The sequence below is a fragment of the uncultured Phascolarctobacterium sp. genome (assembly GCF_934190775.1).
Taxonomy (GTDB): domain Bacteria; phylum Bacillota; class Negativicutes; order Acidaminococcales; family Acidaminococcaceae; genus Phascolarctobacterium_A.
This window is the reverse complement of sequence record NZ_CAKPTG010000004.1, coordinates 127,514-140,198: the sequence shown is the minus strand read 5'-3', so window position 1 is coordinate 140,198 and position 12,685 is coordinate 127,514. Positions and strand designations below refer to the sequence as shown.

Annotated in this window: 12 protein-coding genes; all 12 read right to left on the bottom strand. The window is 49.9% G+C overall.

All coding sequences use genetic code 11. The features are described 5' to 3' along the window. Nucleotides 1-14: 14 nt before the first annotated feature. The 12 genes from dtd to tgt all read right to left on the bottom strand — a co-directional run bounded on the left by dtd (nucleotide 15) and on the right by tgt (nucleotide 12,679). Nucleotides 15-464, bottom strand: a complete 450-nt coding sequence (dtd, locus tag Q0G26_RS03625) for a D-aminoacyl-tRNA deacylase (protein WP_293828667.1) — start codon at nucleotides 462-464, stop codon at nucleotides 15-17. Beyond that, complete coding sequence (locus Q0G26_RS03620; RefSeq protein WP_293828665.1) at nucleotides 461-2,710, bottom strand: bifunctional (p)ppGpp synthetase/guanosine-3',5'-bis(diphosphate) 3'-pyrophosphohydrolase; 2,250 nt, start codon at nucleotides 2,708-2,710, stop codon at nucleotides 461-463. Before Q0G26_RS03620 ends, dtd begins: the two co-directional genes overlap by 4 nt. A 25-nt stretch (nucleotides 2,711-2,735) precedes the next feature. Then, on the bottom strand, nucleotides 2,736-5,090 hold the full coding sequence (recJ, locus tag Q0G26_RS03615) for a single-stranded-DNA-specific exonuclease RecJ (RefSeq protein WP_293828663.1): 2,355 nt from the start codon (nucleotides 5,088-5,090) through the stop codon (nucleotides 2,736-2,738). Then, nucleotides 5,087-5,464, bottom strand: coding sequence for a LapA family protein (locus Q0G26_RS03610; RefSeq protein ID WP_293828660.1), 378 nt, complete (start codon nucleotides 5,462-5,464; stop codon nucleotides 5,087-5,089). The genes recJ and Q0G26_RS03610 overlap by 4 nt, the downstream gene beginning before the upstream one ends. 156 nt (nucleotides 5,465-5,620) lie before the next feature. Next, on the bottom strand, nucleotides 5,621-6,352 hold the full coding sequence (locus tag Q0G26_RS03605) for a hypothetical protein (RefSeq protein ID WP_293828658.1): 732 nt from the start codon (nucleotides 6,350-6,352) through the stop codon (nucleotides 5,621-5,623). A gap of 18 nt (nucleotides 6,353-6,370) precedes the next feature. After that, nucleotides 6,371-7,306, bottom strand: a complete 936-nt coding sequence (locus Q0G26_RS03600; protein ID WP_293828656.1) for an ABC transporter substrate-binding protein — start codon at nucleotides 7,304-7,306, stop codon at nucleotides 6,371-6,373. Between the two features lie 106 nt (nucleotides 7,307-7,412). Beyond that, the gene (locus tag Q0G26_RS03595; protein ID WP_293828654.1) at nucleotides 7,413-8,189 is read right to left on the bottom strand and encodes a YdcF family protein; all 777 of its coding nucleotides are present in this window, start codon (nucleotides 8,187-8,189) and stop codon (nucleotides 7,413-7,415) included. Nucleotides 8,190-8,380: 191 nt separating this feature from the next. After that, nucleotides 8,381-9,265 carry a protein translocase subunit SecF gene (gene secF / locus Q0G26_RS03590; protein WP_293828652.1) on the bottom strand — a complete coding sequence of 295 codons (885 nt, stop codon included), beginning with the start codon at nucleotides 9,263-9,265 and terminating at the stop codon, nucleotides 8,381-8,383. Further along, the gene (gene secD / locus Q0G26_RS03585; protein WP_293828650.1) at nucleotides 9,265-10,503 is read right to left on the bottom strand and encodes a protein translocase subunit SecD; all 1,239 of its coding nucleotides are present in this window, start codon (nucleotides 10,501-10,503) and stop codon (nucleotides 9,265-9,267) included. Before secD ends, secF begins: the two co-directional genes overlap by 1 nt. 44 nt (nucleotides 10,504-10,547) lie before the next feature. Then, nucleotides 10,548-11,132 (bottom strand): 5-formyltetrahydrofolate cyclo-ligase, encoded by a 585-nt coding sequence (locus Q0G26_RS03580; protein WP_293828648.1) that lies wholly within the window; start codon nucleotides 11,130-11,132, stop codon nucleotides 10,548-10,550. Further along, nucleotides 11,132-11,422, bottom strand: coding sequence for a preprotein translocase subunit YajC (yajC, locus tag Q0G26_RS03575; protein ID WP_009146261.1), 291 nt, complete (start codon nucleotides 11,420-11,422; stop codon nucleotides 11,132-11,134). The genes Q0G26_RS03580 and yajC overlap by 1 nt, the downstream gene beginning before the upstream one ends. 141 nt (nucleotides 11,423-11,563) lie before the next feature. After that, nucleotides 11,564-12,679 carry a tRNA guanosine(34) transglycosylase Tgt gene (gene tgt / locus Q0G26_RS03570; protein WP_021721033.1) on the bottom strand — a complete coding sequence of 372 codons (1,116 nt, stop codon included), beginning with the start codon at nucleotides 12,677-12,679 and terminating at the stop codon, nucleotides 11,564-11,566. Nucleotides 12,680-12,685 lie beyond the last annotated feature (6 nt).

The window sequence follows — 12,685 nt, the reverse complement described above, 5'->3', positions numbered from 1 at the left end:
TATGCACAATATAATTATAACAGCTTTGTGCTGTCCAGCAAAATAGTTACCGGACCGTTGTTCACCAGCTCTACCAGCATATGCGCGCGGAAGATGCCTGTTTCTACTGGCAGCCCTGCATTACGGCAGCCTTCGACAAAGCGCTCATAATAGGCGTTTGCCACATCAGGCGCTGCAGCAGCCGTAAAGGACGGGCGCTTGCCGTGGCGGCAGTCACCGCACAGGGTAAACTGGGAAACCGCCAAAATCGCACCGCCTACATCCTTCACCGACAGGTTCATTTTGCCTGCCTCATCTTCAAAAATGCGCATACCGCAAACCTTGTCGATAATATAAGCCAAATCCTTATCGGTATCGCCCTCAGCCACACCCAAAAGCACCAGCAGGCCCTTTTGCACCTCGCCGGTAATCTTTTCATCTACAGTAACACTGGCGCGGTCTACACGCTGCACAACTGCCCTCATTTCTTTTTGCCTCCGCTGCCGTTCGCCGTAGAAATCAGGCGTTCAACAGTATAAACACCCTTCATGCGGCGGATACGGTTCATGAAATATTCCAGCTGCTCCAGGCTCATGATATCAAGTCCCATGTGCATGGTAGCAATTTTATTTTTATCTGTATGACATGCAAGCGAAAAAATATTAATCTTCGTTTCGCTCGTCACATTCATAATATCGCTCATCAGTCCTGTTCTGTCTATGGACGTAATCACGATATTAACCTTATAGACATCATCAATACCTACATCCCAGGCAACCTCAATTAAGCGACGCTGCTCCTCGGGATTATTGGTCAGTATATTGGGGCAGTCCGCACGGTGTACGGAAATGCCGCTGCCGCGTGTAATATAGCCGATAACCGGGTCGCCGGGAATCGGGTTGCAGCAGCGCGCCAGCTTAACCATGATGCCTTCCTCGCCCTTAACGAGGATGCCGTGGCTAGCCTTAGCCTTGGACTTGCGCGGCTTCAGCTCTGCCAGCACCTGCGCCAGATCCTTGGTGGTTTCCAGCTTCTGCTCTTTTTTATAGATTTCCACCAGCTTGGACATAACAGTGTTCAGTGTAACACCGCCATATCCCAGTGTTGCCAGCAGATTTTCATCCGTATCAATGCGGATTTTGCTGCCTGCTTCCTTCAGCTTTTCCGGAGACATCAGCACCTTAGGCTCGTAGCCAAGGCGTTTAACCTCCCGCTCCAGCATTTCACGGCCCTTGACGATGTTTTCCTCACGGCGTTCCTTCTTGAACCAGCTTTTGATTTTGTTGCGGGTATCGGAAGAGCCGACAACATTAATCCAGTCACGGCTCGGGCCGTTGGACTGCTTAGAGGTGATAACCTCTACGATATCGCCGTTCTTCAGCTGGTAGTCAAGCGGTACAATGCGTCCGTTGACCTTGGCACCTACGCAGCGGTTGCCTACGTCCGTATGGATGCGGTAAGCGAAGTCAATCGGCACACTGCCTACAGGCAGGTCGATAACATCACCGCGCGGCGTAAAGACGAAGACCTCGTCGGCAAAGATATCCATCTTGACCGTGTTGACAAAGTCGCGCGAATCATTCATATCCTTGTGCCATTCCAGCAGCTGACGCAGCCAGCTCAGCTTAGCATCAAAGCCCTTGTCACCGCCGGCAGCAGGCTTGCTGCCGCCGCTTTCCTTGTAACGCCAATGCGCAGCGATACCGTATTCGCTGATGCGATGCATCTCAAAGGTACGGATTTGGATTTCCAGCGGCTGACCACCGCTGGAAAGCACAGTCGTATGCAAGGACTGATACATATTGGATTTCGGCACTGCGACATAGTCCTTGAAGCGGCCAGGAATAGGACGCCACATGCTGTGTACGATACCCAGCGTACCGTAGCAGTCCTTGACAGTGTCTACCAGCACGCGAATCGCCAGCAGGTCATAAATTTCGCTCAGCTGCTTATGGTCACGCAGCATTTTTTTATGAATGCTGTAAAAGTTTTTCGGTCTGCCCTGAATCTCGCAACGGATACCGGCCTTCTCGACAGCGTCCTTCAACGTTGTCATAGCCTCGTTAATCATATCCTCGCGCTCACGACGTTTAATTTTTACCTGCTCAACAAGATTATAATAAATGTCCGGCTCCATGTAACGGAAGGCCAGATCCTCCAGCTCCCATTTAATGGTATAGATACCGAGACGATGTGCCAACGGCGCATAAATTTCCAATGTTTCCCGGGAAATAGACTGCTGCTTATGCACCGGCATATACTTCATCGTGCGCATATTGTGCAGACGGTCGGCCAGCTTAATCAATACAACGCGGATATCGCGTGCCATCGCCAAAAACATTTTGCGGTAGTTTTCAATCTGGCGGTCTTCCTTGGAAATATATTCAATTTTACCCAGCTTGGTAACACCATCTACCAGATTTGCTACCACAGTGCCGAACTGCTCTTTGATATAATCGAGCTTGTAATCCGTATCCTCTACCACATCATGCAGGAAGGCAGCAGCCAGTGTTTTGTCATCCATCTGCAAGCCTACAAGAATGCTGACAACGCCAATCGGATGAATAATATACGGTTCACCTGATTTACGTGTCTGTTTGGCATGCGCCTTGGCTGCCAGCTCGTAGGCCTTGCGCACGAAAGCCACCTGCTCCGGCGTAAGATATTCTTCTATACGCGCAAACAATTCATCTATATCAGTAATATTGGTTATTGCGTTTGTTGAGGGCATTCTCCCCACTCCCATCTGCACTTCATCAGCAGCGCAATAACTCGTGCTGACTCAGGCGGTAATTTTCTTTATAAATGTGCTCCAAACGCTCTCTTTCCTGCTGCAGGGTTACATATAGGGGTGCATCCTCCAGCGAGCAGCGTTTAATAGCAGCTTTTTCTATTATACCATTATTATAGCGGATAAAGCCAAGCTCTTCCATAATTTTTACAGCTTGTTCACTTATTTGTTCCGCATGAGCAGACAAAAGCTCTTTGATGCTCACAGTTGTCCGCATTTTGAGTGCATTCATCACCAGCTTATAGGCCAACATCATAGCATCCCTATCCGGATGCGTCAATGCCAACCGCTGCATATGCTCCTCTAAATCCAGCTGATTAAACAATAGCGTTACATGCTTTGCACCCTGTAGCCGCAGTTCGTGCATGATATCCGTCAGCGGACAGGCTGGCAAATCCAGCAGCACAATCTCGTCAGCCTGCTGCAGCTTTACATTACTCAGCTCACCAGCATCCTCGTAGGAGGCAAGCTCCAGATAAGCCCCCACTGCCTGCTCTGCCTCCGCCGGTATGGTCTGCCCGGCTTCAGTATAGACAAGCACCTTATTATGCACCTTAGCTAAGTCCTGCAGCAAATGCCATTTATCATCAGCAGCCTGACGCATATCCCCCAGCGTCATTTGCTGATGAATGCTTACAGCCTGCAGCTGCACGCTCGTTTCGTTATTCCAGACATTTATTTTCGGCTGAAAAGCCACATCTGCCACCATGCCCTCGAACATGTAAGGCAGCAAATACGCATTATTCCACATCAGGCATCGATAGGAATTATAACCCTTGTCCAACACAAACTGCAGATGGTTGCGTTCCTTGCCCATAGCGCGCGGATTATGCAGCAGCGCCTGATGAAAGGCAAAAACCGGTGCGCTATTTTCACAGCCGCAGGGCTCTAATAGTGCCAGCTGCTGCAGATCCTTAATGCTTATTTCACTGCTGCCGCTCAGCACGCAGTCTATCGCCTGATGCGGCAAATAATCTTCCGGACGCAACTTTTGCGCAACGTACGCACAAAACCGGCGCTTAAATTCCGGCAGCAGCTCTGCCGGCAGCGTCAGACCGGCAGCCTGATGATGACCGCCATACTGCGTCAGCAAATCACGCTCGGCATCTATCGCCTCGTAAAGGTTAAGCGCCGGAATACTGCGACAGCTGCCCTTGGCAACGCCATTATTCAGGCTTATCAAAATCGTCGGCAAATGGTACTTGTCTACCAGGCGCGACGCTACAATACCGATAACGCCCTGATGCCAGCCCTCAGAAGCAAGCACAATTGCCGTATCTATATGCTTTTCCAGCGCTAACTGCGCTTCCGCCTCTTCCATAATCTGTCGGCTGATTTCCTGCCGCAAAGTGTTTTCGCGATTAAGCTCGGCGGCAATCTGCTCCGCCTTAACGCTATCGTCGGTTACTAAAAGCTCCACCGCCAGCTGCGCATGCTCCAGCCTGCCCACAGCGTTCAGGCGCGGTGCCAGACCGAAGCCGATGTTATCCGAAGCAATACCCGTTTCCGGACAGCCGCTGGCCTTAATCAAGGCACGCAGTCCCACCAGCTTCGTTGTTTCCATAGCCTTCAGGCCACGGCGCACCAGCTCTCGGTTTTCGCCGACCAGCGGTACAATATCTGCTACCGTTCCCAGCGCTGTCAGCTCGGTCAGCCCCTGCCACTGGGGCAGTCTTCCCGGCTCGCGCTGCTCCAACGCCTGGCACAGCTTAAAGGCAATGCCTACGCCGCACAGCTCCTTAAAGGGATAACCGCAATCACGCTGCTTAGCATTGATAATAGCGTAAGCAGGAGGCAAAACCTCGGGCACAGTATGATGGTCGGTGATAATGATATCAAGAGACTTAGGTGCATTAGCGACCTCGCGTAGGCCGCTGATGCCGCAGTCCACCGTAATAATCAGCGTTGTCCCATTCTCGGCAATGCTCCTGAGTGCTTCATCATTAAGGCCGTAGCCCTCACTTTTACGTTGCGGAATATAGGTAGCAACCATGGCACCACGCTGCTTCAAATAAAGATACAGCAAAGATGAGGCACTGATTCCGTCTACATCATAGTCGCCGTAAACCGTAATCTGCTCGCCTGCCGCCAAGGCCCGCTCTATACGCTCAACCGAGCGTTGCATATCCTTCAGCAAAAATGGATCATGAAAGGGCGTAGCGCTGCCATACAAAAAGTCGCGCATGGAATCAGCATCCTGCAATCCACGCTCCAGCAAAATACCCGTGACCATTGGCGAAATATCCAGCTCCTCCGCCAGAAAAGCCGCTTTTTGCTGATTATATTCCTTTATATCCCAAATTCGTTCCTTGTGCATCATTGGCGGCTACCGCTTTCAGCAGCAGCCTTGTCTGCAGCCGGTTCTGCCTGCTTGGCAGCTGCCTGTGCTGCCTCATTATGCAGCAACTGGGTGTGCTGCAGCATAGCAACACGCTCCTGCAGGCGTTTGTTTTCAGCCTCCAGCTGCTGCATTTCCTCACGCATCTTTTTATCCTTCAGGTAATGCTTGGCCTTCATCGTCAGCATAAAGCAGGTGGCGACAAGCACGCCCATTAAAAATGAGCCAAGTATTACCAGCACCAGGGAGGTGCTAAAGCTCCACAAAACAAAGTTCAAGGACACTGCTACCGCGTTCTGCACGGCAAACAATGCTACTAACATACAAATAATAATAACTAAGATCAAAAAAGGCATTCAACTCAACTCCTTCGATAGGAAATTTAATATATTATAACTGTTATAATTCTGCCAGAATATAAAAAAATCCTGCCTGCGAGGCAGGATTTTTATTGTATACTTACTTTTCTCAGGCTCAGTTTGCAGCTGCCTGCAAAGCTTAGCTGCAAACTATTATTTTTCCTTCAGCTTTTCAAGAATAATGGCTGTCACGCGGCTCTGCTTATCAATCTCCAAAGCAAAACGCAATGGTTGCTCCTTAGCATCCTCCCAAAAGTATTCATACGTCGTATTATCTGCAGCATAAACAACAGCATCAGGCATTCCGTACTGTCCTACAGCTCTGCCGGCACTATCGCCAATGCTCACACCGCGCATCGTAATATACTTGGGATCAACCACACGGATTGCTTCTACTGCCTGTTTTTTGCGGGCAACGCTGATTACTGCACCCTCGTAGGTGTATTTAATCTGTTTGCGCTTTTTATCTACCTGCTCCTGCTTGACAGCACCAAGACGCTCCTTGGCCTCCTGCTCATCAAACTGCTTCCCGAGCGCAGCATAACCAAGAGCAAAATCCTCCTGCGTCAGCTCGTCTCTGCTGCCGGCAACAGTATAGGGCGCATAGATAAAACCATCCACACCATCTGATTCTGCCTGCAGCCAATCGCCCTTCTGACTGATAACACGCAGCAGCGAATGGTGCGGCAGCACCTTCAAAACATTACCGTCCTTGGCAGCACTGCGGAAGTTAATATCATCAGCCTCCAAAATTACAAAGCTGCCCTTATCGTAGCCCTTAATTTTTTCACCTGTATAAAACGCTTCCTGCTGCTCGGCAGCAGCACAAAGCTGCATTCCCGCTGCCAATAAAAGAGTCAGACCAATTGTTTTGACTAGTCTCATTGCCACTGCATCTCCTAACTAAATTCCATAAGCGGCATGTGCCAATTCCTGCACCGCCTTAACTGTATATTGCGAAGTACTGTATAAATAATTATCATGCAAACTTTGCACGCGGCCGTTCTTTACAGCCTTAATGCTCTTATAGGCCGGATTTTTTAAAATGCGCTGGCGAAATTGCTCCGGATCGCCTTTTTTACTGTAATCCCAGCTTGGCGTAATAATCAGCTCCGGGTTAAGCTCCAACATTTTTTCCTCCGACAGGTTGCTCTGATACGGAATATCCATGCCATCGAGCGCGTTATGTACGCCTGCATAATAGCACAGTCCGCTGAAGGTCCCCCTCATGCCCAGCGGTCCGGTAAAGGACAGCGCCAGCACATTAAGCGGCTTGTCGCCTGCAACCTGCAGTGCCTGCTTGCGCACTTCCTCCAGCTGTGTTTCCATATTTTTCGCCATCTCCTCGCCCCTGGCCTCCTCGCCAACAGCAGAACCGATTTCCTTGATAAACTTGAAGATATCCTGCACATTATTCGGCGTATGGCACACATAAACCTTCAGTCCCGCACTGCGCAGTCCCTGAATCGGCTCCATGGTATAATCCGGAATAATAACAAGATCGGGCTGCATGGCCAGCACGCTTTCCAGATTGCTTCCCTGTGCTCTGCCCTTGACGGATTTGACCTTGTCACCGGCACTGCAGATACCGGGATCATCGGCCAGCATCGACAAGGCTGCCAAGCGCTTGCTGTCAACCATGTCCAGCAAAATTTCATCAGCAGATACATTCAGGCTTACAATACGCTGCGGCTTTTCGCTGAAGCTCAGCTTGGTACCAGTTGCATCTGTTACCGTGTACAAAATCTTACCGCTGCCGGCGGTATTTTTTTCCTGCGGTCCACAGCCGGCAAGCAGCAGACAAAGCAGCAGGCAAACGAGAAATAGAATTTTTTTCATTATATACCCCACCCAAAAATAATATTTGTTTCTATCTGTTACTTATTATACAAAAAAGGTGGAATTTATGCAAATACAACGACTGCTTTCAGCATATTGCTGCAGCTTAGCGCTGCAAAAAGGCACCTGCCATCCCCACATATTCGTGCAATGCCATGCAGGTTATATCAAAGGCCTGCAGCTGCGGTACCAGCCAGCGCGGATTAAATTGTCCCTTAGGGTTGAGCGTATAATCACAGGGATAGGCGGCAACCTTAATTCCCTGCTTGCCTAAGTATTCATCAAAAAACTGCATGCTGCGCCTCATGTGCAGCGCGCTTGTCAGCAGTAGTACATTTTTATAGCCGCGCTCATGGCAAATTGCAGCAGTATAGGCAGCATTTTCTTTCGTTGTTCTGGCCTTCGTCTCGACGATAATCTGCTCCTGCGGCAGCCCCAGCTGCAACAGAATACGCTCGGCGACCAGCGCCTCGCTTGCGCCATCGCTGAACACCTGCCCGCCGCTGATGAGCACCGGCAGCGAATGCTGCTTCGCCAGGCGCGCTGCCGTCAGCAGACGCGCCGCACCGGCGGACATCAGGCCGCCGCGTTCCGTGCCGTCAGGCACAGAGCCAACACTGCCGCCGCCAAGAACAACTATAACCTGCGCAGCAGCAGGCTGCTGCTGACTGTAACTGTTTTCCAAGGGCTGTCCCAAAAGCTTAGCACCCACTAAGGTGCAGCTAAGATATAACAGCAGCGTCAGGCAAGCACTTAAACGAAAAGCTACGCAACCAAAGCGCTGGCGCTTACGCCATAAATAAATACTCAAGATTATTCCGAGTAAAACAAATAAACCAGGTGGCAGCAAAAAGGCTGCGATAAATTTCAATACATAAATCATTGTGCTTCTCCCTGCTTATGGCTAAAGATTATGTGAAGCGCTGTGCTGGCTATATGCTAAAAAACGACAGCCATGCTGGTTAACAGCTTATCATTATACCTTCTATTGTAGCCTTTTTCAGTAGTAAAAACAAGAAAAAATAGCCTGCAGCATTCATTGGTATGAATGCACACAGGCTATAATTTTTAATCTTAATCTCTGCCCGGCTTCAGCTTACGCAGCATCATCCATAACGGACCTGCCAGGAAGGTGGAGGTATAAGCACCACTGGAGAAGCCTACCAGCATCGCAAAGGAGAAGTTGCGGATAGTTTCACCGCCCCAGATGAAGATAGCTACAACAGCAAACAGAGAGGTACCAACAGTATAAATACTGCGTCCCATAGTCTGCCAGATACTGTTGTCAACCATTTCCGTCATGCTTTCGCTGCGGCGATGGATTTTCAGGTTTTCACGGATACGGTCGAAGATAACGATGGTACCGTTAACAGAATAACCTACAACCGTCAGCAGAGCTGCAACGAAGGAGGAATCCAGCTCCATATGGAACAGGGAGAAATAGCTCAGGGTTACCATTACGTCGATAATCAAAGCGATAATCGCTGCCAGAGCAAAACGGAATTCAAAACGGATGGTGATATAAGCAATCATCAGGAACCAGGAAAGCACAATAGCCATCACAGCCTGTTGAATCAGCTCGCCGCCAACGGTAGCACCAACGTTTTCAACACGCTGAATAGCAAAATCACCAAGCTTGCTCTTCAAATCAGTCATTACCAGCTGACGCTGCTCGTCGCTGATAACGCCGGTACGGATCAGCACGCCCTTAGAGCTCTTGGCATTGCTGTCGCTGCTTTCCAGCTGGATAATAGCATTGCCCAGATCCTTTTCCTTGAGCACCTCACGTACCTGAGAAACGGTAACAGGATTTTTAAACTCCAAATCCATGATACTGCCGCCGGTAAAGTCAATGCCCAGGTTGAAGCCCTTGAAAAGCATGGAGCCGATACCGATGATCAGGAAGGTGATGGTAATAGCGAAGAAAATTTTGTAACGCTTAACAATAGATAACTTCATTATTTAGCCACCTCCTCTTTTGCTTTCGGTGCTCTTGCACCAAACAGGAAGGGACTCTTGGTGATGTTACTGTAAATCAGGAAGCGCAGCAGGAATTTGGTAACGGTTACTGCGGTAAACATACTCAGCAAGGTACCAAGTGCCAGGGTAACAGCAAAGCCCTTGATAGGACCGGTGCCCAGGTAGAACAGTACGGCTGCGGCCATGATTGTAGTAAGGTTGGAGTCAAGGATGGTTACGATAGCGCGGCCAAAGCCGGAATCCATCGCACTGCGCAAAGTTTTACCACGCTTAACCTCTTCCTTGAAGCGTTCAAAAATCAGTACGTTGGCGTCAACCGCCATGCCGACAGACAGGATAATACCTGCGATACCGGGCAGTGTCAGTGTTGCACCCAGATAACGCATTACCAACAGCAGCAGCATTACGTACAGCAGCAGAGCAATGTCCGCAACTACGCCTGCCAGACGGTAGAACAGCAGCATGAAGACAAATACGCCGATGATACCGATACTGAAGGCTTTAACGCTCTTGTCCTTGGAATCCTGACCGAGGGTAGGACCAACGGTACGGTTTTCCATAACTTCAATTTTAACAGGCAGACTGCCGCTGCGCAGCAGAATTGCCAGATGCTCGGCCTCCTCAACGTTACGGGAGCCGGAAATCTGTGCATGACCGCCGGTGATAGCTTCCTGTACTACAGGAGCGGTCAGCACCTGGCCGTCAAGCTCGATAGCGATTTTTTTACCTACATTGCGGGCAGTAAGGTCAGCAAATTTTTTGCCGCCTGCATCATTAAATTCCAGGCCAACTACAGCCTGATTGCCTTGGGAAACCTGTGCCTTAGCGTCCTTCAGGTCACTGCCTGTGAGGACAACCTTGCCGCTTTCATCTTTGAACTGCAGCATAGCGGTACGGCCCAGCATAGCAATAGCCTTTTCCGGATCCTTTACGCCCGGCAGCTCAACGATAATACGGTCCTTGCCCTGACGCTGGATAACAGGCTCAGTCAGGCCCAATTCATTTACACGACGCTCAATAACCTTTACACTGCGGTTGACAGCGTCATCGTCAACCTTAAGTTCCGGCGTATCCACAGCCTGTAAAACTACATGAGTACCACCTTGCAGATCCAAGCCCTGTTTAATGGAATTAGCCAGAGGCGAGATGTATACGCAGAAACCGCCGATAATCGCCAAAGCGACAATCAGAAATTTCCCGAATTCATTCCAACGCAAAATAACTTCCTCCTTAAAATTTTTTTGGATTAACTGGATTTAATTTATAAGCTAAGCGGACTGAGAGTGGTAATCCCGCTTTCACTTGCTAAAAGCTGTACAAGCACGTCAAATTCATCCCGCGGCAGATTCGGCTGAATAAAAGCATCGTAAGCGATGCCCATGAGCAAAGCGTTTTCTGCCTGAGGCAGAAAACGGTCGTAATAGCCCGCGCCCATGCCCAGTCTGCTGCCGTCGCGGCCGAAGGCCACTCCTGGCACCAGTATAAGGTCAAGCTGCTGCGGCTGCAGCAGCTTCGCCGGCTGGCGGACGCTGCGAATACCGTAACGGTCAAGCTCAAAGTTCTGCATGCTTTCCAGCTGAACAGGAGCCATCTCCGTAGCCGACTGTACCAGCGGCACAGCAACAGTCTTGCCGTCGGCCAGGGCCTGCTGCAACACCAGGTCTACAGACAGCTCATTGCCAAAAGCCAAATAGCCCATGATGCAGCTCGCTTTGCGATATGCATCACAGGCCAGTATCTGACGGGCAGTCAGCAGGCTGCTGGCAGCAGCCTGCTCTGCGGTCAATTGTGACCGCAGCCTTTTAAAATACTTGCGCAGCTCAACTTTTTCTTCTGCAATCACCATCAGGAATTCTTAGCGGGGTTTTGGAAACCGCTGACAGCATTGCGTGCCATTTCGATTACTACGCCTTCAGCAACCTCTACCTTAACGCGTTTTTCAGAAATAGCCGTAATCTTACCATAGATACCGCCAATGGTAATGATTTCATCGCCTTCCTTAAGACTATTTAACAAATCCTGTCTTTTCTGCTGCTCTTTTTTCTGGGGTTTCCACAGCATGAAATAGAATATGCCGCCCATTAAAAAGAAGGGCCAGAGAGAATTAAGCAAAGCCATTGTATCTCCACCTTGCATATTGAACACCTCCACATTTTATCACTTCCCGCAAATTCGGACATATTTGCAGGTTCCTCTTGCAAACCTTTTAGTATGCAATAGTTTGGTTTATTTATACCACTTTTATATATTCTCTGCAAATCGGAAAAATCCTTGTTATCAACGATAATTTTCTAAGAATCTTTCGCGGAACTCAGGGAAGCAGTCATTAGCGATTGCCTCACGGATTTCCTTAGCGAAATGCAGCAGGAAATGCAGATTATGAATAGACAAGAGTCTCAGGCCGAAAATCTCCTCTGCCTTAAACAGATGGCGGATATAAGCACGGCTGAAGTTACGGCAAGCATAGCAGTCACAGCCTTCCTCAATCGGACGGAAGTCCTCAGCGTAGGTTGCGTTGCGTACTACCAGACGGCCGGTATGCGTCATCGCGGTGCCGTTTCTGGCAACGCGTGTCGGGAAGACGCAGTCAAACATATCAACGCCCAGGTTTACCGCTTCAACAATGCAGTCAGCAGTACCCACGCCCATCAGGTAACGCGCCTTATCCTTCGGCATCAGCTCAGTGGTCTGCGACAGAATATCGTACATCATCGGCTTAGGCTCACCTACGGACAGACCGCCGATACCATAACCGGCAAAGTCCAGCTCTGTCAGCTGCTGCACGCTCATACGGCGCAGCTCCGGATACATACCGCCCTGCACGATACCGAACATGGACTGGTCCTCGCGTGTATGCGTTTCCAGGCAGCGCTTGGCCCAACGGGTGGTACGCTCGGTAGAACGCTTAGCGTAATCAAAATCAGCGGGATACGGGATGCATTCATCAAAGGCCATCGCGATATCAGCGCCCAGTGCCTCCTGCACCTGAGTAGAAACCTCCGGCGAGAGGAACTGCTTGCTGCCGTCGATATGCGAACGGAACATTACGCCCTCTTCGGTGATTTTGCGCATTGCACCCAGGCTGAATACCTGAAAGCCACCGCTGTCGGTAAGCATACCGCGCTTATAATTCATAAACTTATGCAAGCCGCCTGCCTTGCGCACCAGCTCGTGACCGGGACGCAAAAACAGATGATAGGTATTCGACAAAATAACCTGGCTGCCCATATCATACAGCTCTTCCGGTGCCAGAGTTTTTACCGTTGCCTGTGTGCCGACAGGCATAAACATCGGAGTTTCAAAGGTACCATGCGGCGTATGCAAGCGGCCAAGACGTGCACCGCTGCGCGGACATTCTTTAATTAGTTCGTAGGTTACTGCGTGTTTAGTCATATGCAA